This window comes from Nocardioides sp. NPDC000445 (assembly GCF_040300245.1).
In the GTDB taxonomy this organism is placed as follows: domain Bacteria; phylum Actinomycetota; class Actinomycetes; order Propionibacteriales; family Nocardioidaceae; genus Nocardioides.
Map to the genome: position 1 here is coordinate 252803 of NZ_JBEPDH010000003.1, position 22039 is coordinate 274841.

Consider the following 22039-nt stretch of genomic DNA (forward strand, 5'->3'; position numbering starts at 1 on the left):
AGTCAGCCCGCTGCCGCGCCCTCGGCGCTGGCGTGGATGTCGAAGACCTTGGCGAGGCCGGTGATCCGGAAGATCTTGAGCAGCCGCTCCTGCGTGCAGACCAGGCGAAGCATGCCGTTGTGCTGGCGCACCTTCTTCAGGCCACCCACCAGCACGCCGAGGCCGGTCGAGTCGAGGAACTCCACGGCTTCGAGGTCGACGACGATGTCGTAGTGACCCCGCGCGACGAGCTCGGTGATCTTGTCCCTCAGCTTCGGCGCGGTATAGACGTCGATCTCGCCGCCCACGGCCACGATGGTGGCCGAGTCGAGCTCGCGAGTCGCAAGCGTCAGATCCACTTCGAAGTTCTCCTGCCAAGGAACGTGAGACAACCAGCTCCGGTCGGCATGCCTGGTGTCCGATACCCGGAGTCGATCGTAATGTAACCACGGCTCACCAGGATGCGCGCAAGAAACTCGCAACGTCATGGCCACGATGCGGGGGCGTGAGCGTGGCGGCCACCAGGATTCTGGGAGAATATTCAGGTGTTGACGACAGCGACCGGTGATCTCGTACGCCGGCTCGCGGACGTCCCCGGCCGCGAGGACCGGCTGGCTCACCTCGAGCAGGTCCCGCCGCGAGAGGCCGTCTTCGCCGACTGGCCGACGTGGGCTTCGGCCGATGTCGTCGCCGCCTTCGTCGCTCGCGGGATCGAGCGTCCTTGGCAGCATCAGGCGGTGGCCTCGGAGGCAGCCCACGAGGGCACCCACGTGATCGTCTCGACCGGCACCGCCTCCGGGAAGTCGCTGGCCTATCAGCTGCCCGCACTGACCGCGATCCGAGACGGCCGAGGTCCACGTGGTGAACGCGGTGCCGGCGTCCTCTATCTCGCACCCACCAAGGCGCTCGCTCAGGACCAGCTGACCGGGGTGCGCGAGCTGGGCGTCGACGTGCGCGCCGTGACCCACGACGGTGACAGCACCCGGGAGCAGCGGGACTGGGCGCGCGACTTCGGCGAGTACATCCTGACCAACCCCGACATGCTGCACCGATCTCTGCTCCCCGGTCATCAGCGATGGACGGCGTACTTCCGCTCGCTGCGCTACGTCGTCATCGACGAGTGCCATCACTACCGAGGCGTCTTCGGGGCGCACGTCTCGCACGTGCTGCGGCGACTGCGGCGCATCTGTGCGCTCTACGGCTCGTCGCCGACGTTCATCCTCGCCTCGGCAACCGTCGCGGAGCCGTCGATCGCCGGTGAGCGGCTCACCGGCCTTCCGGTCCTCCCGGTGACTGCCGACGCGTCACCACGCGGGGAGCTCTCGATCGCCCTGTGGCAGCCGCCGCTGACCTCTCACGCCGGCGAGAACGGCGCTCCCGTGCGCCGCGCGGCCTCTGCGGAGACCGCCGACCTCCTCGCCGACCTGGTCTCCTCGGACGTACGCACCCTGGCCTTCGTACGCTCCCGGGTCGGTGCCGAGCAGGTCGCCCTGACCGCGGCCGCCGAGCTGGAGGAGGTCGACCCGTCCCTGCCCGGGCGGGTGGCGTCCTACCGCGGCGGCTATCTACCCGAGGAACGCCGGGCTATCGAGGCCTCGCTCCGCTCCGGCGAGCTGCTCGGGCTGGCGGCGACGAACGCGCTCGAGCTCGGTATCGACATCAGCGGTCTGGACGCCGTGGTGCTCGCCGGCTATCCCGGCAGGCGCTCGGCTTTCTGGCAGCAGATCGGCCGGGCAGGACGGGGCGCGGGCGACGCCCTCGGCATCCTGGTCGCCCGCGACGACCCGCTGGACACCTACCTCGTCACCCATCCCGATGCGCTTCTCGGCCAGCCGGTCGAGGCCACGGTCTTCGACCCGGCTAACCCGTACGTCGTCGGCCCCCACCTGTGCGCCGCGGCGCAGGAGCTGCCCCTGACCGAGCCGGACCTGCCGCTCTTCGGACCGGGCGCCCGGGAGATCCTGGACAATCTGGTCGCCTCGGGGCTGCTGCGCAAGCGCCCCCGCGGCTGGTACTGGACCGACCGCCGCCGCGCGGCCGACCTCGCCGACATCCGCTCCTCGGGCGGGTCCCAGGTGCAGCTGATCGAGGCCGAGACCGGTCGGGTCGTCGGCACGGTCGACGCGGCGAGCTCACACGCGAGCGCCCACGCCGGCGCCGTCTACGTCCACCGCGGCGAGACCTATCTCGTGTACGAGCTCGACCTGGAGGAGAACGTCGCGGTCATCTCCCGCGACGACCCCGGCTACTCCACCTTCGCCCGGGAGATCACGGAGATCTCGATCGTCGCCGAGCGGGAGCAGGTCGCCTGGGGAGAGTGCCGCCTGGCCTACGGCGACGTCGACGTCACCCACCAGGTCGTCTCCTTCCTGCGTCGCCGGCAGCCGAGCGGCGAGGTGCTGGGTGAGGAGCTCCTCGACCTCCCCGAACGTACGCTGCGCACCTCCGCCGTCTGGTGGACCGTGCCCGCCTCAGCCCTCGAGGCGGCCGGCCTGGAGACGGCGGACATCCCGGGCGCTGCCCACGCCGCCGAGCACTGCTCGATCGGGCTGCTCCCGCTGATCGCCACCTGCGACCGCTGGGACATCGGTGGCGTCAGCACCGCGTCCCACCCGGACACCGGCATGCTCACCGTCTTCGTCTACGACGGGCATCCCGGCGGCGCAGGATTCTCCGAGCGCGGGTTCCGTGCCGCCCGGGAGTGGCTCGGTGCCACGCTGGAGACCATCGAGGCGTGCGAGTGCGACGATGGCTGCCCCTCCTGCGTGCAGTCGCCCAAGTGCGGCAACCAGAACAACCCTCTCGACAAACAAGGCGCGATCGTGTTGCTGCGGCTGCTGCTGCACAAATAGGCCTACCCTGGGGAAATGCTGATCTTGGGCCTTGTGCTGATCGTCGTTGCCGCAGTCCTCATCGTGCTGGGTATCTTCACCACCGGTAACGGTGACCTCGACGACCCGACCGCCACCCTGCTCGGCCTTCCGGTCGGCTCGACCACGATCTTCGTGATCGGCCTCGTGGCAGGCGTCCTTCTCCTCTTCGGGTTCTCGCTCACCAAGTGGGGCGGCAAGCACCAGGTGAAGTACATGAAGCAGAAGCGCCAGATGCGGGACATGGCCAAGACGCTGCAGGACGCCGAGTCCAAGTCGGAGTCCACGTCGGAGCCGAAGATCGCGCCCGAGCCCAAGTCCGAGGACGCCTAGTCCGACCGTGACCCGGTCGGGCCGGCTCTCGCCTCGGCGACCGGATCTCCCGGCTGACCGAGCCAGCGCGGCCCCTCGACCCGCACGGTGACGGTGACGTCCTCGCCGGCGATCTCGCACGACTCCAAGGTGGCGCCGTTGCGGTCGGTGATCGTCGACGCCGCCGCGCATGCGTCCTCGGAGACCTGGAGCGCGTTGGCTCCCGCCAACGCCGCCAGATCGGCCGCGGACTGCGCGGTGCGGTGGGCGACGAAGACCGCGCCCACCACACCCAGCGCCGCGCCGAGGAAGAGCAACAGGCCAATGGCACCGACCGCGAACGGGGCTGCCGACCCGCGTTGGTCCTTGTCTGGCCGGACCGTGCTCACCGCTCCCCCTGCGTCGCCTCGGTCGCAGCGACCGCCTCACCGCGCACGGTCACACCCGGCATCCAGCTGAAGATCCCACCGGGTCCGGTCACTCGGGCTCGGGCCGAGGCGACGACCTCCTCGGCACCGGCGCTGACACTCATCTGTGTGCCCGCCGGCCCGACCCGACGTCCGCGGGCGGCGGCGGAGCCGCTGTCGTCCCCTCGGGCGACGGCCCGGGCGGTCTCCCGGGCCGCGTCGACCACCTGGATCTGCGCCGCTCCCACCGACAGCAACCACACCAGCCCGATGGTCACGGCCACCAGGAGCGGGATCACCATCACCAGCTCCGCGGTGGCGGCGCCTCGCTCGTCCCGCTCGCCCCGCTGCCCGCGGATCATCGGTCAGATCCCCAGCAGGCTGAGCACGTGCTGGAACAGCCTGTTGAGCAGGTCGTTGCCGAAGCCACCGGTGAGCAGCTTGTAGAGCAAGCCGGCGAGCCCCGCGCCTGCCGCCGTCCCGACGGCGTACTCGGCGGTCTAGTGTGTTTAGTGGTTACATGAGGTCATGACCACCGCACGCGAGTACCTGCGCGTATCCAAGGACGACACCAAGACCGCCCGCTCTCCCAAGGAACAGCACGACGCGCACCTCAGGGCCGCTCAGAGTCAGGGCTGGAGCCTCGGCGAGCCGTACGGCGAGATCAAGGATGGGCGGCACGAAGCCCGCTCGGCCTCCCGTTACGCCCTGCGGGAACGTGAGGGCTTCAAGGAGCTGATCGCCGACTTGGAGAACGACACGTTCGGTGCCGACGTCCTCATGCTCTGGACGACGTCACGCGGATCGCGGCGCGCAGGTGAGTGGCTCAACCTGCTCGACCTGCTCATCGAGCGTCGCGTCAAGGTCTACATCACGGCTGATGACACAATCTTCGACCCAACCAAGAGCCGTGACTGGAAGACACTGGCAGATGACGCAGTGGACGCCGAATATCAGACCCTAAAGTCATCGGCGGACATCAAGCGGGCCCTGGCCGCCAACGCGGACAACGGTAGGCCCCACGGCAGGCCTCTGCTGGGCTACGCGCGCCAGTACGACCCGAACACGGGCGAACTGCTCGGGCAGGCCCCCGACCCCGAGACAGCACCCCGTATCCGTGACATGTTCGCCCGCCTGGCCCGTGGGGAGTCCATTCGCTCCATCGTCCGCCTGTGGGGCGCCGCTGGCCACCTGAACGGCGCAGGGAAGCCGTACGACCACACGTTCATCACGCGCCTTGCCCGCAATCCTCAGTACGCGGGCTATCGGCTCCACGAGGCGGGACGCACGGGAGGCCAGCTGCCCTCAGACAAGGCTCGGCTGATCGAGGCCGCTTGGGAGCCGATCGTGGACCGTGAGACGTTCTGGGCCGTCCAGGAGATCCTCAACGCCCCCGGCCGTCGCTCCAACCGCGAGGGGCGCGCCAAGTGGTGGCTGACCATGATTGCGCGCTGTCACGTCTGCGGCGGCCCGACAGTCGCCCGCAAGTTGCACGGCAAGCACATGCACTACGCCTGTCAGACGGGGCACTGCTCGGTACGCATGGACGGCGTGGACGAGGTGGCGGAGAGTCTCATCGTCTCCTTTCTGGAGCGCGAGAACATCACCAAGGACACCGCCGAACTGGAGCACGACAATGCCGAGTTGCAGCGCGTACGCAGTGATATCGCGACCCTTTCGGAACGCCTCAAGGCGACTGAGGCCGACTACGACGCAGACCTGATTGACGGGCGCCGCTACAAGGAGAAGACGGACAAACTGAACAAGGAGATCAGGGACGCTGAGGCCAAAGAGCGGGAACTGACCGCGCCCGACATCCTCGGCGGGCTCTTCGAGATGGGCCCGGGTGCGGCCGAGCGCTGGCGGTCCCTGACCCTGGAGCGCCGTCGCAAGATCGCCAGCATTCTGCTTACGCCTGAGCACATCGGACAGTTGCGCCTCAGGACCGCCAACTATTACCGCGAGCCTGCGATGGATCGGATTGTCTGGAGATAGGCAAGGTAGACCCCACTTCTTGCCGTTCTGCGTGGAAACTGTTCTCTTCTCAATCTCAACGGCTTAGCGTTGAGAAAACTTGAGCCCGATTGGCAAACACCGAGATTCGAGTTCTCGGCGGGCACGGCATCCTTGATCAGAGCAGAGCCGGAGAAGCAGCCGCTAGGCCGAAGCCCCTCATCACGGGCGACGGAGACCAGTACGAGTCCGGGACAGACCGCCCCTCAGATGTGCGCGGTGTGAATCTCTGCACCCCGAGGGGCTGTCATCCATGACCGTGGCACCTGCCACCCGCGAGAGCGCGACTCGCCTCAATCTCCGTATCGCGCGCATCCTGAAGAACGACCCGCGTGCGGACGTCACCGAACTGCGCGCCCAGTACCGCGCCCAGAAGCTCGCTGAGTACGTCGAGAAGGTGCTGGCCGACGTTCCGCCGCTGAAGCCGGAGGACCGCCAGCGCATCGCCCGGCTGCTGATGCGAGGTGCCGCCTGATGAGTCTCGGAAACGAGGAACGCCGCCCCCGGCCAGAGAGCGGCGCCCAGATGTCGAATGACCCCGACGCCGTCATCGTACGTCGTGCGGACGTCGCCTTGCGCTGCGCGTGGCTGCGCGTCGTCGCGGACGAGATGTACGAGGTCGACACCTCCGGCCTGCTCAGCGCCCAACTGCGCGACTTCGCCGACTTGCTGGAGTTGACCGACGAGCCGGAGGCGGCGTGATGGACGAGATCGACCGTCTCGCCGGCCAACTGGCCTGTCGCGAGGCCAACGAGGCCGAGGCCCGGGGCGAGCCGCGGCGGTTGCACGAGAGGTTGAAGGCCCACAGGCGGCGTCTCATCGCCGAGCGTGACGGCCGGGCCCGCCCGTTCCTGCCCGACGTGGGCACGCCTAACCTCCTGGGCGTCGGCCGGTACGCCGCGCAGGCCCTGGCTCTGGAGGTCGCCGAACTCCGGAGCGCGACCGAGGGCACCCGTAACGACGTGCTCAACAAGGCCGCGTTCAGCCTGGGCACCCTCGTCGGTGCCGGACACCTGAGCCGTGCCACGGTCGAGGAGCGGCTCACCGCGGCGGCGCTGGCGGTCGGCCTCGACGAGGAGGAGACGCGCCGGACGCTCGCCTCAGGCCTCGACAAGGGCATCGCCTCACCGCGTGAGGTCACGTTGACCGAGACGGCCAACGTCCGGGAGGTCTCGGCCGAAGAGCTCGGCGGGCTGAGCGCAGACCCTGACGGGGCGGACGCTGGCACGCCCGGGGTGTCCCTGGAGCGGTCGTGGCGGCCGGTCGACTTCTCGGCGGTCCTCTCGGGCGAGTGGAAGCCCGCTGAGGCGACCGTGGGCAGGCGCGGGGACGGTCTGACGGGACTGTTCTACCCCGGCCGGGTGCACTCGATCGCGAGTGAGTCCGAGGGCGGCAAGACGTGGCTGACGCTAGCCGCCGCGCTCGCCGAGGTCGAGGCCGGCGGACACGTCGTCTACCTCGACTTCGAGGATGACGAGGGCGGCATCGTCGGGCGTCTGCTGACGATGCAGGCCGACCCGGTCGCCCTGTCCGAGCGCTTCCACTACATCCGGCCTGAGGGTCCCCTCGGGGCGGGCGTCCACCGTGACGACCTGCGCGCCCTGCTCACGGAGAACTCGCCGACCTTGGCCGTGATCGACGGGCTCACGGAGGCCCTGGCGATGCACGGGCTGGACCCGAACAGCAACCCTGACCAGGCCGTGTTCGGGCGGATGCTGTCGCGCCCGCTGGCCTCCTACGGCGCAGCGGTGGTCATCTCCGACCACGTGACCAAGGCGAGCGGCGAGACGCGCGGCCGGTATGCGCTCGGGGCGGTCCACAAGCTCAACGGGCTCAACGGCGCGGCGTACGTGCTGGAGAGCCGTACGCCCTTCGGCGTGGGGATCACCGGCCGGTCGACGGTCAAGATCGCCAAGGACCGGCCGGGCCAGCTCCGCAGGCACGCCAAGCCTTCGACGGGCGGCCTGTTCTGGTTCGCCGACCTGGTCGTGACCTCCCACGCCGAGACCTTCGCCGAGGTCAGCCTCGACGCCCCACACGGCGAGGCCGCCACCGACTTCCGCCCCACCGTCCTGATGGGCCGGATCATGGCCGAGGTCGAGGCCCGGGGGCCGCTGAGCGGGCGGAAGATCCGGGCAGCCGTCCCATCGAAGGCCGCCACGGTCGACCGCGCCAGGGACCGGCTGATCCTGGAGGGCTACCTGTCCGAGACGAGCCCGCACGAGGCGCTGAAGCCCTGGGCGGACGAGTCATGACGGGCCGATTCACAACCTCACAAAGCGCGTCCCGGACGGCCTCCGCCCGGGACGCACCCCAGGGGCGCTCATCGCGTCCTGCGTTTGCGCAGGTCAAAGGCGCGTCCCGACCGTGTCCCGACCGCGTCCCGGACACACCGTGTCCCCGTGTCCCCCCTCTTTATGAGGGGGACGCGGGGCACACACGGGTCAGACACCCACCTGCCCGTGTCCCTGATGACGACCAAGGAGAAGACGTGACGCACCACTGCCACCACTGCGGAGGGCTCATCCGCTGGGCTGCGAACCATGCCATCACCAAGGACGGACGCGTCCTGCATGACGCCTGCGCCTCCGACCTGGGCTGGAAGGGAGTCGTCGCCGTCGGCGACGCCTACCTGGCAACACGACTTCTCTATCCGGAGACAACCACCTAGACCGGAGGCGTACTCCGTCCGCCCTCCGAATCACAAGAAAAAACGAAGGAGAACGACCCATGACCAACCCCTTCAACCCGAGCTTGGCCAGCACCATCAACGTCGTGCGCGCCGCCCTGCGCGACCTCGGCCACGATCTGCCCGAGAGCCTCACCGCCGCGATGGCGCTCGCCGACACCGCGACGAAGGTCCCCGCCACCTTGCGGCCCGACTCCGCCAAGGCTGCCCGGCGGTGGTGGGATCTCTACACCTCCGGCAAGGACCCGGCCCGAGACCCCGAGATCCTCGGGCTGCTCACTCGCAACACTGAGGCCGTGCGCGGGCTGGAGCTCAGCCTCGCGGAGCTGGCCGAGGCTACCAAGGCCGAGGCCCTCGCCGAGGCGGCTGACCCCATCGTCGAGACCCTGCAGGGCGTCGTCACCGAAGCCCAGGAGCACATCGACGAGGCCCGGGAGCGGATCGGGCTCGTCATCACCGAGACCCGTGTCTCCGGCCTGTCGCCTGACAACGTCCGCCTGCACGCCCGCGCCCGTGAGGCGTTCGTCCGGACCGACCTGGCCCGGCGGGCGTGGGTCGCCCTGGCGAAGCAGTTCGGGCGCGCGAACTGGCGACCCGGACATGCCGAGGAGATCCTCATCTTCGCAGACCTCGACCTGGCCGGCCTCTCCGAGATTGCCGGGCGGGTCGGCCGCGCCCGCAGCGCCGGGGCGGTCGTGCCGACCCTGGACAAGTACGACGCCCGGACGGTCATCGCCACCGGGCACCGGCTCGACCTCGCTGACTTCGACTCCTTCCGTGAGCGTCTCGCGCTGGTCGCCGAGGAGGCGCAGCGCCAGCACGATGCCGAGAAGAAGCAGGCGCGGAAGAAGGCACACGACGGCATCGACCCGGCCCGCATGCACGCGACCCTGTTGTAGGTCAGGAGACCCCAGAAGGGCGCGGGGTCAACGTCGCCGGGCGGAGGCTCAGGCATGGCCTCCGACGCGCACCCCGGATCGAAGGCGGATAGCGGACTCTGACCGCGGCGACCCGCCTGCCCCGCGCCCCTGGGGAGGGTCCCCCACCTCGCCCCATCCCCGCCTCTCACGGCATAGGTGGGGATCTCTCCCCGACGAATCCACCGGCTAGGAGAACCATGACGAAGAACGGACAGACGAGCGTCTCAGAGGCCTCGGCCAGCGGCGACCGCGGCGACATCCTGCGAGCTCTGCAAGAACGCCTCGCCCGCGCCCTGGACGACCCGAAGACCGCGGCGCATGCGTTGCCGCCGCTAGCCAAGCGCCTCTTGGAGGTCGGCGACGAGATCCAGGCCCGGGAGGCCCACGGGGCCGGGTCCGTCGTCTCGACGGCCGAAGACGAGCCCTGGGACGGGAGCGGCTGAGGAACTCCTCTATCCCCCGGCTGTATCTGGGGACGCATCGTCACTAACCGGGATCTCATCAGCCACGGGGCGCGGGAGTCTATAGACGTTCTCCGTAACGACCTCTCGTCCGTCAGCCATGACGACTCGTATTCGCACGTCGGTCGTTTCCGGGATATCGGAATAGGCCTCGTCAAGCTTGGAGCGCGGTGTCCACCAGGTCGCGAAGGTACCTGGGTCGATCGAGAAAGGAAGGTCAGGTCCGAAGCGCCAGCGCCGCCAGGTGATGCCGACCCTGAATTTGAACGTCGGCTCCCTGCTGATGATGGACTTGAACCTGGAAAGCCGCCCTTGGGGCGGCTCGTCGGGTACGACGTAGTAGTCCCTTACCACCAATGGGGCTCGGCCAACGTTGTGGACCTCAACCCCGACGAACTCCGTGTGGCCTTTCGCGGGCACACGGATGATCCGTTCGACACATTCTTCATCGAACCCGGAAGCCACTGTGACTTCGCATCTGGCCCGTCCAATCGACCGGTGCCACGCGTAGATGTTCCAGCCGAGAGCGAGCGAGGCAACGATCAGGCTCAGCAAACCCAGGATGAACGCGGCGAGTGGCATGCGGCGAAGCATGCCGCTCGCTACGTGCGGACCGGGTCGCGCCGGAGTGGAGCGTCCTCAGAATCTGGTACTGCTATGCGGTCTGCTCGATTGCCTCGAAGATGTCCGCGTCGGTCTCGCGCTGCCACTCCGGCATGTCGGCCCAGTCGGCGACATAGGAGGGCTTCGGGTCGGGGAAGTGCTTGAAGATCTGCGCGGTCCAGCAGATCGCCACGAAGCGGCCCTTCTGCTCGCGGGTGAGCTTGGCCGTCGCGCCACCTGAGGTCTCGACGAAGGCGCGGACCTGCTCGTAGACGGCCGCGGCGCTGGCGCGCTCCCAGTCCGGCGTTTCCTCCCACGGGGCCACGTAGCCCGGCTTGGGATCACCGGGGTAGTGCTTCTGCACTCCGGCGATCCAGGCCTCACGGAAAGTACGTCCCTGGTCGAGCGACAAAGCGGTCTCCTTCGTAGTTGTCATGACGTCGCCGTCGTGAACGACGCCAACTTCTGGCTGAGCTGATCCACCCGCGGCTCACCCGCCAGCGGAGCGAGCTGGCGATGCAGGCCTGTGAGTTTGCGCTCCACCCACCCTGACCCCGTGGTCTGGGCGACCTCGACGGCGGCGTCGGCGTGGATCACGAGCTGGTCGAGGTCTCGCTGCTGGAGCCCAAGCGATGCGAGGTCTGTCAGGACGCCACCGCGACGGCGGGTTGAGATGTCCGCGCGAAGCGCAGCGTCGAGGGCCTGTTCGGCGAGGTCGGCGCGCTGCAAGGTGACGTAGCAGGCGCCCCGTTCCTCCGGAAGTCGCGAGCCGTCGAACCGGAGCCATCCATCGGTGTGAACCTGGCCGCTCAGGTGGTGAACCTGGTCGGCGTGGTCGAGGGCGCGCTGGCAGGCCGCGAGATCGCCGAGCCCGGCCTGTACCTGCGCCTGGACGGTGCTCACCCAGAAGCGCGTCGACAGGCCGGGGTTGCCCTTGCTGGCGACTCCTGCCGCCAGGTCGAGCATCGGCCGGGCGGTGGCGTGCTGGTGCTCGTAGACCCCGATGAAGGCGTGGCGGGTGAGCGCGGTGGCCCATAGGTCGTACGCGCCGGCCTCCTTCCCCGCTGAGGCGGCCAGGGTGTAGCAGTGGGCGGCGTCGGTGTAGCGGTTGCTGTCGAAGAAAATCTCTCCGGCGAGCTGGAAGAGGTCGGCGATCAGGGAGCAGAGCTCACGGTGGACCTGCTCGCCGTGGCTGCGTTGGAGCGCTGAGACCAACACGTCGAGGTGCTCCCGCACGAGCGGGTAGGTGTGGCGCTTGGTCTTCGCCAGGGCGAAGACGCGCCACAGGTGGCCGTTGAGGGCGGCGTACTCGCCGAGCGTCTCGGAGTCGACCCGGCGACTGCCGTCGGCGAGGTGCTCGATACGTTCCCAGTCGAGATCCTCGAGCCCGGGCAGTGCGATCAGGGTTCCGGCCATGGTCATCAGCCGGAGCAGCTCGCGGCGGCTCAGGTCGTCGAACTCTGGGACCTGCGCCGTGACCGAGACCAGATCGCCCAGAACGGCCCCAGACTGCACAAGGGGGACGGCCTGGCGTTCTGTGAGGGCCGACTCGAACCGGGTCCGGGCGGCAGGGTCTGCGCGCTCTAGAACGGTGTCGAGGATGGCCTGCATGTGCGGGCGCGGCACGAGAGCAGCGCCGCCCGCCTCCCACTTCGAGACCGTGCGGGACGGGATGCCGAGAAGGTCGGCGAAGTCACGCAGACTCAGCCGCAGCGCCACCTCACGCAGCAGCCGCGCCTCAGCCCCCGTCCACGTCTCCACCTCCGGCATTGAATCAGAGTTGGAGGCCGAAGGGCAGGGCAAGGGCAGCGGAAGGGCAGCAGTCGGCCGTACCGAACGGCCCCGATGCTGAGGAGTCTTGAGAACGACACCCGGCACCGCCCGAACGACGCCCCAGGGCAGGTCATCGAGTCTCCCGGCGAGAGACCTACCCGACAGGGCTGACGAGTCGCCGGTGCCGGGGGTCAGCCATCACAAGCCGTCCCCACCCTGACAGGCACGGAGCATCATGAGCTCAGCATCAGCAAGTGGCAGCCGACGCGGAAGGCCCGGACGGCCTCGCCTCCTGCCCCAACAGCACTCGGGCACACCACGCGAGCAGATCCTCGACGCGGCAGCCGGCCTGTTCACCAGCAGGGGGTATGCCGCGACCTCGACGAGGGAGATCGCCGACGCGGTCGGCATCCGCCAGGCCTCCCTCTACTACCACTTCGCGGGGAAGGGCGAGATCCTCACCGAACTGCTGGGCCAGACGATCCGCCCGACCGTGGACAGCGTGGCCCGGATCGAGTCCCTGACCGACGACCCTGACACGGCCCTTTACCTCCTGGCACTCATCGATGTCCGCACCCTGGCGCAGGCCCCGTACAACATCGGCTGGCTCTACCTCGCCCCCGACGTCGCTCAGGTCGAGGGCTTCGAGGACTTCGCCGCTGCCCGTGACGATCTCGCGGCCACGTACGCCCGGCTGGCGGAGCCGATCGCCGCGCCGGACGTCCTGGCCCTGGTCACGCGGGCCAGGCTCGGGGAGATGCTCGTCCACGCGGTCGAGGAGGTCATCGGCCTCCGCAACGCCGGCCAGCGGATCGACGTGACCGAGGCCGTTGGGATCGCGTCCTCATGCCTACGCCTGTGCGGGGTCGACAGCGCCCGGATCGAGCTGGCGATGAAGACCGCGGAGACACTGCTTGACCAGATCGACGGCACAGACCCCGATGGACCGATCCGGGGCTAGTTCCTACTCACTCATCAGGTCCCGCCGATGATCTCGGAGTTCTTCGGCGATCGTCGTCCACGCCGCGGCCGAGTCACGCAGGATTTTGCCGTGCCGCTGGCGTGGGACTGCGCTCAGCGCGAGCACAGTCCCTAAGGCCCCTTCGACGGCGGTGGACGCGTTCTCCAGCCGGTAGACGTGCACCGGGCGCGACACACCGGCCCGCAGCGCTGGATGAGGAAGTGGATCGTGAAATCCGGCGTCGGAGTGGACCGCCTCGTTACGCGCGCGGAATAGCAGTTTGAGGTCCGCCCGCCAGCGGCTGAACTGGCTCTGAGGGATTGCGAAGCACTGCTTGAGGACTTCGGCAACACGGGCCGCGGTGCCCGAGCTGCCCCCGATGCCTGCACGCGACAGGCCCGTCTTGGAGGCAGCCGACAGGGCCAGCGCCTCGAAGGTGAAGGCGGCGGCCGTGACGGCGACCATGCCCGCTCGCGTCTCCTCCTCGACAAGGAGCGCCCGGCGTTCGTCGTCGTCGGGTCCGTCCGCAGTCAGCAGCTCGGCCCTGAACCGACGAGCAGCCGCCTCGTGATCGATCGCGACTCGGAGCCAGAGTGGCCAGATGTCCCAGGAGAGCATCGGGCGCATGGAACCAGCCGGGCCTCCGTCAGCGTTCAGCGTGAGCACCAGATCTCGGATCTGAAACGATGACCCACGAATGATGAGGATGCCCTCCCCGCCGACGGGCGTTGGAACCGGTATCGAGTCAGTCACCCGCCGAGTGTGCCGAGACGACGGCGCTGACCAAGTCCTGCGTCTTTCCCCGATACCAGATCTGCGGTATCCCGCCCCTGGCGAGACGCCACGCGCTGACATCATCCGGCGGCACGCTCAGGGGCATGACGCAATCATTCATGACGTTCGGAATCATGCCGGGGCCGAGGCGCTCAGCGCTCACCGCCGCACTCACCGCTGCCGGATTCAGGGTCACCGACTCTCAACGGATGGTGCCCAGTATCCAGGTTCGCGTTCGGGAGGGCACGGCCGACGAGGCCGAGGTCAAGAAGATCGTCGCCGTCCATGCGCCCGACGCCGAGCCAATGCCTCCAGGCTCGCCGGTCCAGCACATCGAGAACTACAGGGCCGGGCGGCCGTAGTGGGTGACACATGTAACAACTAAGCCACAAATACTGCCGTCGTGATCCCTTTCTCGTCCTTCCGAAGATGTGCCTTGGCCATGGTTGGTCCTCTCTGGTCGATGGCCGTCGGTACGGCCGTTCACGGACGACAATGACCCGCTCCACCGACATCCGCGACCGCCATGTCGCCAGCTGTGGACAACCCGATCCCGAACCCACCCTGTGGATGACAAACGGCCCGTTGATCAGGGAAAACAAGCACGCCGAGACGTCACGTACGTCGGTCGAGTCGGCATTCGGCTGCCAACTCGGCCGACGCGAGTGACGTCTCGGCCGACGGGGGTGACGCCTCGGCGGGGTCAGATGCCGAGGTTGGAGAGGAGGCCGCCGACGACGGGGACGACGCCCAGCAGCAAGAAGGCGGGGAGGAGACAGATGCCGAGCGGGACGGCGGCCTTGACGCCCACCGCGCGGGCGCGGTCCTCGACCTCGGCGCGGGCGCTTCTGGTCAGGTCGTCGGCAAGGCGCTCGACCGTCGTGGCGACCGGGGCACCGGTGGCCTGAGCTCGGGCCAGTGCTCGGCCCAGCGGCGCCAACGCGGGATCGTCCACCAGGGTGCGCCACGTCTTCTCCGGATCGGCTCCCAGACGAAGCCGAGAAGCGGCCGGCAGGAGCCGGGCGGCTGCCGGGCCGGGCAGCGCTGCGGCGACGGCCACGAGCGCCTCGGCGGGCGCCGCGCCGGAGGAGAGGGCGGCGGAGAGCAGGCGGACCAAGGCAGGCAGCTCGGCCTTCGCCGCCTCCCGCTCGCGCCGGACCTCGGCGGGCTCGACCCGGCCGATGACCAGCCAGCAGACGACACCCGCCGGAGCGGCGAGTAGGGCACCCGCCGTGCCGCCGACGAAGGAGTAGACGGCGCCGGCCGCGAGCAGCGCCAGCAACGGCCGCCAGCGCATCATCCAGCCGCCGGGGTCATCCCGATCCGCAACGGTCGCGACCGTGCCGGGAAGTGGTGACGCCGGCGCAGGCAGCAACGCCGCTGCCAGCCCGAGCGCGAGGGCAGCAAGCCACATGGTCATCTCGCCTCCACCCCGCGAGCGATGCCCTCGATCCACCACAGCCCCAACCAGCCGAGCAGCAGTCCGAGACCGAGGCAGGCCAGGCCTACCGGCGACCCGAAGAGGAACGCCAGCGGGTCGCCGCCGACGCCGCTGCCCATCGCCAGGGCCGCCACCGGCAGTCCCGAGATCAGGCGGGCGGTGGAGCGGGCCGAGCCGAGCTCACCGTCGACGACCCGCTGGGTGGCGGCTGCGGCCCGCAGGTCGAGCGCCACTCGGTCGAGTGCGTCCGCGAGTCCGCTCCCGGTCTGGTGGGCGATCTGCCAGGCCGCGGCGACCACCCTGAGCGATCCCGCACCTGGCACCTCGGCGACCTGCCGCCACGCGGCGGGGACGTCGGAGCCCATCCGCTGCGCCTCCGCGACCGGCTCGATCACCGGCCACTCCGTGGCGAGCTGCGTCAGCGCGGGACCGGGCGGGTGGCCGGCGGCGAGCTCGGCGGCCATCTGCTCGCAGGCCTCGACGACACGGTTGGCCGTACGCCCGGCCTCGATCCGCTCGCAGCGTCGCCGCCACAGGGCGACGCCGCCGAAGGTGGCGATCCCGAGCAAGACAGCCGCGACGACCGCCTTGCCCGGGAAGACGATGGGGATCAGGGCGATGAGGAGGAACGACCACCGCGGCACCCGCCACGCGAGCGACCGTGGTCCGACCGCTGCTCGTGGACGGAGCATCAGCGCGGCGGCGGCACCGAGCAGGCCGGCGACCAGCCCGAGGCTCAGCCCGCTCACCGCTCGGCTCCCAGCAGCGCTTCGAGCCGGTCCGAGGCAGGTCCGGCGACCACGACGTCATCGGCGGCCACCGAGAAGGCGGTCTCCATCCGGACCAACCCATCGGCTCCGCGACGCGGGACCGCGATCTCGGTCAGCACCCGGCGGCCGTCACGTCGGCGCAGGTGCACGACCACGTCGACGCCGGAGGCGAACTGGCTGTGCGCCGCCTCCCTGCCGAGGCCGGCGGCGAGCGCCAGGGCCTCCACCCGCGCCGGGACGTCGGCGGCGGAGTTGGCGTGCAGCGTGCCGCAGCCGCCCTCGTGGCCGGTGTTCAACGCGGCGAGGAGATCGACGACCTCGGCGCCACGCACCTCACCCACGACCAGCCGGTCCGGACGCATCCTGAGGGCCTGGCGGACCAGCGTATGGAGCTCGACGGCACCGGCGGCCTCGATGTTGGCCGGGCGTGCCTCGAGGCCGACCACATGCGGATGGTCCGGACGCAGCTCGGAGGCGTCCTCCACCAGCACCAGGCGCTCCTCCGGCGGCACCAAGGACAACAACGACGCCAGCAGGGTGGTCTTCCCGGTGCCGGTGCCTCCGGAGACGAGAAAGGCCGACCGGGCCAGCACCAGCCGCCGCAGCAGATCGGCCACCGCGGGAACGACCATCCCCGAAGCCTCCAGCTCGGCGAGCGTGAACGCCCGCGCCGACGGCACCCGCAACGAGATCACCGTGCCCGGTCGCGCCAGCGGCGCGAGCACCGCATGGAACCGGCTGCCGTCACCCAGTCTCAGGTCGACGTAGGGCGAGGCATCGTCTAGGCGGCGGCCGGCCCCGGCAGCCAGCCGCTGCGCCAGCCGTCGGACCGCGTCGTCGTCGGGAAACGCCACCGGAGCTGGCTCCAGACCGGAGCCGCGGTCGATGAAGACCTGATCGGGCCCGTTGACCAGGACGTCGGTCACCCCCGGCATCCGCAGCAGCGGCTCCAACGGCCCGGCGCCGACCACGTCGCGGCGCAGCATCTCGAAGACGGCCAGCACGGTCGCGTCACCGACGATCCGCCCCTCGGCACGGAGCGCCTCCTGGACCCGGTGCGGGGTGAGCTCTCCCGGCGTACGCGCCAGGTGGTCGCGGACGAGGTCGACGACCTGGGGTGCGATGTCGACGGCGCCGATCATGCGACCATCACCCCGGCGCGGACCCGGCAGCGCGTCAGCACCTCGGCCGCGGCGCGGGCCAGCGGCGCCCGCTTCGAGCGGATCGGCCCCAGGCCCAGGTCGATGGCCTCCGAGAGCCCGCGCTGGTCGGACATCGAGGCGATCACCGGGAGCCCGAGCGCACGCCCGACGGCCTCCGGCTCGGCCGCGCGGCCGCGGACGACGACCCGCACCCGATCTCGCTCGGGAAGGCGGGAGATCAGCCGGGCGGCGGACGCCGTGCCGGTGACGTTCGCCCGAACGACGACGAGGACGATGTCGCAGCCGGTCAGCAGCGCCTCGGTCCCGGCGTCGGACTCGCGTGGCAGGTCGACCACGACCAGGTCATGGCCGCGACGAGCGGCGGCGAGCACCTCGCGCACGACTTCCGGCCGTGGTGGCACCACGTCGCCGCCCGGCCAGCCCAACAGGCCCAGCGACCCGACGTGCGGCACCGCCTCACGCAGCGCCCGCGCCCCCAGCCGCCCGGCGGTCTGCCCGAGATCTCCCCAGGTCACCCCTGGGATCTCGTCGAGGCCGAGCACCCGACCTGCTCCGGGACCGAGCCGGTCGGCGTCGATCAGCAGCGTCGAGCCGCGGTCGGCTCCGAGGCTGGCCAGGGCCGCGGCGTACGTCGTCGCACCGGCTCCACCCGATCCGGCCAGCACGCCGACGACCATGCCGTCGCCGCCCTCACCGTCGCCGACGTCGGCGAGCAGCCCGGCGACCACGGTCTCGGCCGACGGCAGCTCGAGCAACGTCTCGGCGCCGATCTCCAGCGCGGCCCGGAGCAGCGGTTCGCCGGTCGAGCCCCAGCCCACGACGTACACCCCGTCTCTTCGGGGCGGACGCAGCGATGCCACCTCCGCCAGGAGGTCGGCGCCGACGAGGATCAGTGGTGGGCGTTGCCATCGACGCAGGGCGCCGACAGCGTCGGTGCACTCCTCGACGGTGACGCCGGAGGCAGCGGCCAGGCGCGCCGCCTCAGCGGCGAGCAACGAGTCCGAGGTGATGACGAGCGGTTCCGAGGTCATGGCAGCAGGATCCGCCGGGACACCGACAATTCCACTCGCAAATCCAGGACCTGTGGATAACCCGGTCCTGGACCCGCCCTGTGGATGGTGATCGGCCCGCCCAGCGGCCGTCTACGATGTGCCCATGACACGCATCGCTGCGTTCTTCGACCTCGACAAGACGATCATCGCGAGGTCCAGCACGCTTGCGTTCTCCAAGCATTTCCAGGCCGGCGGCCTGATCACCCGCGCGGCCATGATCCGCTCGGCCTACACGCAGTTCGTCTACGTCGTCGGCGGTGCCGACCACGACCAGATGGAGAAGATGCGCAAGGCGCTCTCCGAGATGGTCACCGGCTGGGACGTGGCGACCGTCAAGGAGATCGTCGCCGACACCCTCCACAACGTGGTCGACCCACTCGTCTACGAGGAGGCCGTACAGCTCATCGAGCAGCATCACGCCCAGGGACACGACGTCATCATCGTCTCGGCCTCGGGCACCGAGCTGGTCGAGCCCATCGGCACGATGCTCGGCGCCGACCACGTCGTCGCCACCCAGATGGAGATCGAGGACGGCCGCTACACCGGCGAGATCGCGCTCTACGCCTACCGTGAGGAGAAGGCCCGCGCGGTCCAGCAGCTGGCCGAGCGCTTCGGCTACGACCTCGAGCAGTCGTACGCCTACTCCGACTCCGTCACCGACCTCCCCATGCTGGAGGAGGTCGGCCACGCCTTCGCGGTCAATCCCGACAAGGACCTCCGCAAGGCTGCCAAGGAACGCGGCTGGGACATCCTGGTCTTCAACAAGCCGGTCGCGCTGCGCAGCCGAGTGCTCACCCCGTCCACGCCGACCCTGGCTGCGCTGGCCGTCGGGGGCGCCGTCGCGATCGCCGGCGGGGTCATCTGGGCGGGCACGAAGCGCCGTCGCCTCGGCGCCTGACCCGATTCTGCAGACGCGGCATCATCCTCCTCATCCTGCAGAATTTCCAGCCTTGAATCTGGCCGCCGATCAGCGTAGAAACAGGGGTGTAACAAGACGTACACGAGTGAGAGGCACCCACGCGGCGATCCACCCATCTGATGGGGTGCTGTAGCCGGGGAGAAATCCCGACGCAGTGACCAGACCTTGCACGCTTGGTAACCAGAAACGCTCGTGTCAGCGGTGGCACCCGGTGCTCACAACCCACCGGGTGCCACCTGCTTTTGCGCCTTCTACTCGGCCGCGTCCAGGCGCAGCGGCGAGGCCTCGGCCCCAGCGGCGTACGCCTCGGCGGCGTAGAGCAGCCACGAGTGCGCCCCCGCCTGGCCACCCTCGCGGAAGCCGCGCAGGTTCGACTCGTAGGCGGCACGCAGCGCCAGATGGCCGGCCTCGGGCACGACCAGCGACTTCTCGTCCACGCCGCGCGCGACCAGGATGAGCCGCTCTGCGGCACGCGCGACCAGACCGTTGTGGGACGCGAACGGAGCCGCGGTCGCCAGATCGGCGTGCACGAACGCCGCCACGACCAGCGCCGGCGCGGACGTCGGGGCGAGCAGCAGATCGGAGAGACGCCGCAACCGCTCGGCCGACTCGGCAGAGCGCGGACGGCCCAGCTCCTCAGCGTCCAGCGACCCCGCAGCCGCCAGCGCGTGCAGCCGCGCGAACGCCTGCAGCGGCGCGTGCTTCACCACCGGGACCAGCGAGAGCAGCTCGGTCGAGAGCCGCACCGCGTCCTGCGCGATCGCGTCCCCGCCGGAGGCGCGAACCTCACCCAGGGACGACGAGGACCCTTCCAGCACGGCAGAGGCGTGCGCACCGCGCAGCAGCGACTCGGCGGTGGTCTCCGGAGACGTACGCCGCAGTCCCCGGTCACGCAGCATCACGTCGATACCGTCACGAGCTGCGGCGAAGCCCGAGGCCACGCCTTCGAGCGACACCAACCGGGCAAGCGGATCGTCCTTCACGCGTCAACCTTAAGCGCGCGTTACCCTGACCGAGATGACGGACCCAGCCAACCCCGACCCGGCACGCTCCTTCGGAAGCGTGGCGGACAGCTATGACCGCGGGCGCCCGTCCTACCCGGTCGATGCCGTGAAGTGGCTGGTCGGCGACGAACCGGTGAGCGTTCTCGAGCTCGGCGCCGGCACCGGCAAGCTCACCGAGGTGCTCGTCGGCCTGGGCCACGACGTCTTCGCGACCGACCCGGACGACGCGATGCTCGACATCCTCTCCGGGAAGCTCCCGGACGTACGCGCCACCAGCGGCACCGCCGAGCAGATCCCGACCGGCGACAGCCTCTACGACGTGGTCGTCGTCGGCCAGGCGTTCCACTGGTTCGACCACGCCAAGGCACTGGCCGAGATCGGGCGGGTGCTGCGTACGGACGGACGACTCGCCGTGGTCCAGAACGAGCGCGACGAGCGGATCCCCTGGGTGCGCAAGCTGGGCAAGCTGATCGGCAAGCAGGACGGTGGCTTCGACCCGACCTCGATCCTCGACGACTCCGGGTCCTTCTCCGCCGTCGAGGCGCAGACGTTCCGGCACTGGCAGGTCGTCGACCGCCACTCGATCCAGGACCTGGTCCAGTCGCGCTCCAACATCGCCACCCTCGAGCCGGAGGCCCAGGAGCAGAAGCGGCGCGAGGTGCTGGCCTTCTACGACGACTACGGCCGCGGCATGGACGGCATGCAGCTGCCCTACAACTGCCGCGCCTGGCGGACGCAGGTGCTCCCGCACGCCCAGATGGTCTCGACAGGCTCGACCACCGGCGCGCACATGGTGGTCGAGGCGGACGAGGAGCCGGCGCCGCAGGTGCCGCTGGCCAAGCGCACGGACACCGCCGTACGCCTCCCCCGCGTCATCACCGACCCCGAGAACGGCGACGACGACCTGCTCATCGACTTCCGGTGAGAGGGTCGCGCGGGCGCGTCGTGAGCGCGTCCCGCTCCGGGTCCATCAGGTCGAAGCTCTGGATGATCCAGAAGATCGCGAAGCAGACCAGCAGCGAGACCTCGGTCGCCAGCAGCCAGTATTTCCAGCCGGTCAGGCCCAGCACGATGCCGCCCGCCAGCAGCACCACCATGGCCACGACCAGTGCCCAGTAGGTCTTGTCCAGCCGCGTACGCGCCTTGTCGGCCTCCTGCGCGATCTTCCGCACGCCCCAGTCGGTGTTGAGCACGACCGCCAGCGCGAACGGCGTGAAGGTGAAGATCGCCGCGAGCCCGTGCGCCTTGGCCGCGAAGCTCTCCTGGTCGATCAGCAGCCAGCCCACCCCGACGACCCACGCCCCGGCGACCGAGACCAGACCGATCAGACCCCAGCGCGAGGGCCAGGCACCGGCGGCGGCACGCTTGCGGAGCCCGAAGATCAGCACGACCACCCAGCCGATCGCCATCACCGCCAGATAGCTCCAGGCGTTGTTGACGATGGCGGCCTTGTCGATCTGCTGCCCGATCTCCGGGGTCGGCACGAAACCGACCATCGGCGCCGAGAGCCCGGCGAGGTTGAGCGCGGTGTCCTCCGCGTCGGTATAGCCCCGTAGCACCACCAGACACACGCCCAGCGCACACAGCACCGCGGTGAAGACCGGGCCGGCCGGGGTGTAGTAGTAGGACGAGATGGACGTCTGCCACTCCCCGCTCGTGATCGTCTCGGCGCCCACCGAGATCGCGAGCCCCGCGAGCAGACAGCACAGAGCGAAACGGACATAGCGGTACGTCGTCACCTCGGTCGTCATAGGCCTGAACGTAGCGGGATCCGGCCACCGTCGGGGGCCTATCCGGCAGCGCGTCCGAGACCCGCGCCAATCGTTCACCGAGCAATGTCGAGGAACGCATAGCGTGACGAAGGCCACATCAGATACCGTAAATCGAGCCCGGATCCCCGCCGGTTTCGAGAAATCCTCCGTCGCTCC

Annotated in this window: 26 protein-coding genes and 1 pseudogene; 13 read left to right on the top strand and 14 right to left on the bottom strand. The window is 69.7% G+C overall.

Annotation, left to right across the window (positions count from 1 at the left end; all coding sequences use genetic code 11):
- Positions 1-2: 2 nt before the first annotated feature.
- The gene (locus tag ABT304_RS05750; protein WP_091044749.1) at positions 3-338 is read right to left on the bottom strand and encodes an anti-sigma factor antagonist; all 336 of its coding nucleotides are present in this window, start codon (positions 336-338) and stop codon (positions 3-5) included.
- A 180-nt stretch (positions 339-518) separates the two neighbouring features.
- On the opposite strand from ABT304_RS05750, the gene ABT304_RS05755 reads away from it, so the two are divergent.
- Together ABT304_RS05755 and ABT304_RS05760 are read left to right on the top strand one after the other, a co-directional pair.
- Positions 519-2831 (top strand): DEAD/DEAH box helicase, encoded by a 2313-nt coding sequence (locus ABT304_RS05755; RefSeq protein ID WP_350713841.1) that lies wholly within the window; start codon positions 519-521, stop codon positions 2829-2831.
- Between the two features lie 15 nt (positions 2832-2846).
- Complete coding sequence (locus ABT304_RS05760) at positions 2847-3182, top strand: hypothetical protein (RefSeq protein ID WP_350713732.1); 336 nt, start codon at positions 2847-2849, stop codon at positions 3180-3182.
- On the opposite strand, the gene ABT304_RS05765 is transcribed toward ABT304_RS05760, so the two are convergent.
- From ABT304_RS05765 to ABT304_RS05775, 3 genes and pseudogenes are all read right to left on the bottom strand, one after another.
- On the bottom strand, positions 3179-3550 hold the full coding sequence (locus tag ABT304_RS05765; RefSeq protein ID WP_350713733.1) for an Rv3654c family TadE-like protein: 372 nt from the start codon (positions 3548-3550) through the stop codon (positions 3179-3181). The two genes, ABT304_RS05760 and ABT304_RS05765, sit on opposite strands and share 4 nt — an antisense overlap.
- The gene (locus tag ABT304_RS05770) at positions 3547-3930 is read right to left on the bottom strand and encodes a TadE family type IV pilus minor pilin (RefSeq protein WP_350713734.1); all 384 of its coding nucleotides are present in this window, start codon (positions 3928-3930) and stop codon (positions 3547-3549) included. The genes ABT304_RS05765 and ABT304_RS05770 overlap by 4 nt, the downstream gene beginning before the upstream one ends.
- 3 nt (positions 3931-3933) lie before the next feature.
- Positions 3934-4056, bottom strand: a pseudogene (locus ABT304_RS05775) (DUF4244 domain-containing protein); the annotation flags it as partial.
- 40 nt (positions 4057-4096) lie between these two features.
- Here ABT304_RS05775 and ABT304_RS05780 point away from each other — a divergent pair.
- The 7 genes from ABT304_RS05780 (at position 4097) to ABT304_RS05810 (ending at position 9633) form a co-directional block, all read left to right on the top strand.
- Positions 4097-5563 carry a recombinase family protein gene (locus ABT304_RS05780; RefSeq protein ID WP_350713735.1) on the top strand — a complete coding sequence of 489 codons (1467 nt, stop codon included), beginning with the start codon at positions 4097-4099 and terminating at the stop codon, positions 5561-5563.
- 271 nt (positions 5564-5834) lie between these two features.
- Complete coding sequence (locus ABT304_RS05785; RefSeq protein WP_350713736.1) at positions 5835-6056, top strand: hypothetical protein; 222 nt, start codon at positions 5835-5837, stop codon at positions 6054-6056.
- Positions 6056-6283, top strand: a complete 228-nt coding sequence (locus ABT304_RS05790) for a hypothetical protein (protein ID WP_350713737.1) — start codon at positions 6056-6058, stop codon at positions 6281-6283. The genes ABT304_RS05785 and ABT304_RS05790 overlap by 1 nt, the downstream gene beginning before the upstream one ends.
- A complete protein-coding gene (locus tag ABT304_RS05795; RefSeq protein ID WP_350713738.1) occupies positions 6283-7836 on the top strand; it encodes an AAA family ATPase in 1554 nt (517 codons plus the stop codon). The genes ABT304_RS05790 and ABT304_RS05795 overlap by 1 nt, the downstream gene beginning before the upstream one ends.
- Before the next feature lie 236 nt (positions 7837-8072).
- Entirely contained in the window at positions 8073-8252 is a 180-nt protein-coding gene (locus ABT304_RS05800; protein ID WP_350713739.1) for a hypothetical protein, read from the top strand.
- Positions 8253-8311: 59 nt separating this feature from the next.
- Entirely contained in the window at positions 8312-9169 is an 858-nt protein-coding gene (locus ABT304_RS05805; protein ID WP_350713740.1) for a hypothetical protein, read from the top strand.
- Positions 9170-9387: 218 nt separating this feature from the next.
- Positions 9388-9633 (top strand): hypothetical protein, encoded by a 246-nt coding sequence (locus ABT304_RS05810; RefSeq protein WP_350713741.1) that lies wholly within the window; start codon positions 9388-9390, stop codon positions 9631-9633.
- A 9-nt stretch (positions 9634-9642) separates the two neighbouring features.
- Here ABT304_RS05810 and ABT304_RS05815 read toward each other — a convergent pair whose 3' ends face one another.
- From ABT304_RS05815 to ABT304_RS05825, 3 genes are all read right to left on the bottom strand, one after another.
- Entirely contained in the window at positions 9643-10233 is a 591-nt protein-coding gene (locus ABT304_RS05815) for a hypothetical protein (protein WP_350713742.1), read from the bottom strand.
- 73 nt (positions 10234-10306) lie between these two features.
- On the bottom strand, positions 10307-10690 hold the full coding sequence (locus ABT304_RS05820; RefSeq protein WP_350713743.1) for a hypothetical protein: 384 nt from the start codon (positions 10688-10690) through the stop codon (positions 10307-10309).
- Positions 10687-12015, bottom strand: coding sequence for a helix-turn-helix domain-containing protein (locus tag ABT304_RS05825; RefSeq protein WP_350713744.1), 1329 nt, complete (start codon positions 12013-12015; stop codon positions 10687-10689). Before ABT304_RS05825 ends, ABT304_RS05820 begins: the two co-directional genes overlap by 4 nt.
- Positions 12016-12262: 247 nt before the next feature.
- On the opposite strand from ABT304_RS05825, the gene ABT304_RS05830 reads away from it, so the two are divergent.
- Positions 12263-12988, top strand: a complete 726-nt coding sequence (locus tag ABT304_RS05830; protein WP_350713745.1) for a TetR/AcrR family transcriptional regulator — start codon at positions 12263-12265, stop codon at positions 12986-12988.
- 3 nt (positions 12989-12991) lie between these two features.
- Here ABT304_RS05830 and ABT304_RS05835 read toward each other — a convergent pair whose 3' ends face one another.
- Positions 12992-13741, bottom strand: coding sequence for a hypothetical protein (locus tag ABT304_RS05835; protein ID WP_350713746.1), 750 nt, complete (start codon positions 13739-13741; stop codon positions 12992-12994).
- 125 nt (positions 13742-13866) lie between these two features.
- Between ABT304_RS05835 and ABT304_RS05840 the strand changes: the two genes are divergently transcribed.
- Positions 13867-14124 carry a hypothetical protein gene (locus ABT304_RS05840; RefSeq protein ID WP_350713747.1) on the top strand — a complete coding sequence of 86 codons (258 nt, stop codon included), beginning with the start codon at positions 13867-13869 and terminating at the stop codon, positions 14122-14124.
- 341 nt (positions 14125-14465) lie between these two features.
- On the opposite strand, the gene ABT304_RS05845 is transcribed toward ABT304_RS05840, so the two are convergent.
- Genes ABT304_RS05845 through ssd form a run of 4 tightly spaced genes read right to left on the bottom strand, consistent with a single transcriptional unit; the run spans position 14466 to position 18167 of the window.
- Positions 14466-15182 (bottom strand): type II secretion system F family protein, encoded by a 717-nt coding sequence (locus ABT304_RS05845; protein ID WP_350713748.1) that lies wholly within the window; start codon positions 15180-15182, stop codon positions 14466-14468.
- Entirely contained in the window at positions 15179-15952 is a 774-nt protein-coding gene (locus ABT304_RS05850; protein WP_350713749.1) for a type II secretion system F family protein, read from the bottom strand. Before ABT304_RS05850 ends, ABT304_RS05845 begins: the two co-directional genes overlap by 4 nt.
- On the bottom strand, positions 15949-17115 hold the full coding sequence (locus ABT304_RS05855) for a TadA family conjugal transfer-associated ATPase (protein WP_350713750.1): 1167 nt from the start codon (positions 17113-17115) through the stop codon (positions 15949-15951). The genes ABT304_RS05850 and ABT304_RS05855 overlap by 4 nt, the downstream gene beginning before the upstream one ends.
- Positions 17112-18167, bottom strand: coding sequence for a septum site-determining protein Ssd (gene ssd / locus ABT304_RS05860; RefSeq protein ID WP_350713751.1), 1056 nt, complete (start codon positions 18165-18167; stop codon positions 17112-17114). Before ssd ends, ABT304_RS05855 begins: the two co-directional genes overlap by 4 nt.
- Positions 18168-18291: 124 nt before the next feature.
- Here ssd and ABT304_RS05865 point away from each other — a divergent pair, with 124 nt between their 5' ends.
- Positions 18292-19086 (top strand): HAD family hydrolase, encoded by a 795-nt coding sequence (locus tag ABT304_RS05865; RefSeq protein WP_350713752.1) that lies wholly within the window; start codon positions 18292-18294, stop codon positions 19084-19086.
- Between the two features lie 272 nt (positions 19087-19358).
- Here ABT304_RS05865 and ABT304_RS05870 read toward each other — a convergent pair whose 3' ends face one another.
- Positions 19359-20090 carry a Fic family protein gene (locus ABT304_RS05870; protein ID WP_160026298.1) on the bottom strand — a complete coding sequence of 244 codons (732 nt, stop codon included), beginning with the start codon at positions 20088-20090 and terminating at the stop codon, positions 19359-19361.
- Between the two features lie 34 nt (positions 20091-20124).
- Between ABT304_RS05870 and ABT304_RS05875 the strand changes: the two genes are divergently transcribed.
- Positions 20125-21036, top strand: a complete 912-nt coding sequence (locus ABT304_RS05875) for a class I SAM-dependent methyltransferase (RefSeq protein ID WP_350713753.1) — start codon at positions 20125-20127, stop codon at positions 21034-21036.
- Here the strand turns inward: ABT304_RS05875 and ABT304_RS05880 are convergent.
- Positions 21020-21862, bottom strand: a complete 843-nt coding sequence (locus ABT304_RS05880) for a hypothetical protein (RefSeq protein ID WP_350713754.1) — start codon at positions 21860-21862, stop codon at positions 21020-21022. The genes ABT304_RS05875 and ABT304_RS05880 overlap by 17 nt on opposite strands.
- Positions 21863-22039 lie beyond the last annotated feature (177 nt).

Coding starts and splice junctions, on each gene's coding strand:
- ABT304_RS05760 (WP_350713732.1), top strand. CDS start 2,847: ATGCTGATCTTGGGCCTTGTGCTGATCGTCGTTGCCGCAGTCCTCATC.
- ABT304_RS05865 (WP_350713752.1), top strand. CDS start 18,292: ATGACACGCATCGCTGCGTTCTTCGACCTCGACAAGACGATCATCGCG.
- ABT304_RS05790 (WP_350713737.1), top strand. CDS start 6,056: ATGAGTCTCGGAAACGAGGAACGCCGCCCCCGGCCAGAGAGCGGCGCC.
- ABT304_RS05780 (WP_350713735.1), top strand. CDS start 4,097: ATGACCACCGCACGCGAGTACCTGCGCGTATCCAAGGACGACACCAAG.
- ABT304_RS05785 (WP_350713736.1), top strand. CDS start 5,835: ATGACCGTGGCACCTGCCACCCGCGAGAGCGCGACTCGCCTCAATCTC.
- ABT304_RS05795 (WP_350713738.1), top strand. CDS start 6,283: ATGGACGAGATCGACCGTCTCGCCGGCCAACTGGCCTGTCGCGAGGCC.
- ABT304_RS05875 (WP_350713753.1), top strand. CDS start 20,125: ATGACGGACCCAGCCAACCCCGACCCGGCACGCTCCTTCGGAAGCGTG.
- ABT304_RS05880 (WP_350713754.1), bottom strand. CDS start 21,862: ATGACGACCGAGGTGACGACGTACCGCTATGTCCGTTTCGCTCTGTGC.
- ABT304_RS05830 (WP_350713745.1), top strand. CDS start 12,263: ATGAGCTCAGCATCAGCAAGTGGCAGCCGACGCGGAAGGCCCGGACGG.
- ABT304_RS05805 (WP_350713740.1), top strand. CDS start 8,312: ATGACCAACCCCTTCAACCCGAGCTTGGCCAGCACCATCAACGTCGTG.
- ABT304_RS05840 (WP_350713747.1), top strand. CDS start 13,867: ATGACGCAATCATTCATGACGTTCGGAATCATGCCGGGGCCGAGGCGC.
- ABT304_RS05770 (WP_350713734.1), bottom strand. CDS start 3,930: ATGATCCGCGGGCAGCGGGGCGAGCGGGACGAGCGAGGCGCCGCCACC.
- ABT304_RS05815 (WP_350713742.1), bottom strand. CDS start 10,233: ATGCCACTCGCCGCGTTCATCCTGGGTTTGCTGAGCCTGATCGTTGCC.
- ABT304_RS05855 (WP_350713750.1), bottom strand. CDS start 17,115: ATGATCGGCGCCGTCGACATCGCACCCCAGGTCGTCGACCTCGTCCGC.
- ABT304_RS05845 (WP_350713748.1), bottom strand. CDS start 15,182: ATGACCATGTGGCTTGCTGCCCTCGCGCTCGGGCTGGCAGCGGCGTTG.
- ssd (WP_350713751.1), bottom strand. CDS start 18,167: ATGACCTCGGAACCGCTCGTCATCACCTCGGACTCGTTGCTCGCCGCT.
- ABT304_RS05820 (WP_350713743.1), bottom strand. CDS start 10,690: ATGACAACTACGAAGGAGACCGCTTTGTCGCTCGACCAGGGACGTACT.
- ABT304_RS05810 (WP_350713741.1), top strand. CDS start 9,388: ATGACGAAGAACGGACAGACGAGCGTCTCAGAGGCCTCGGCCAGCGGC.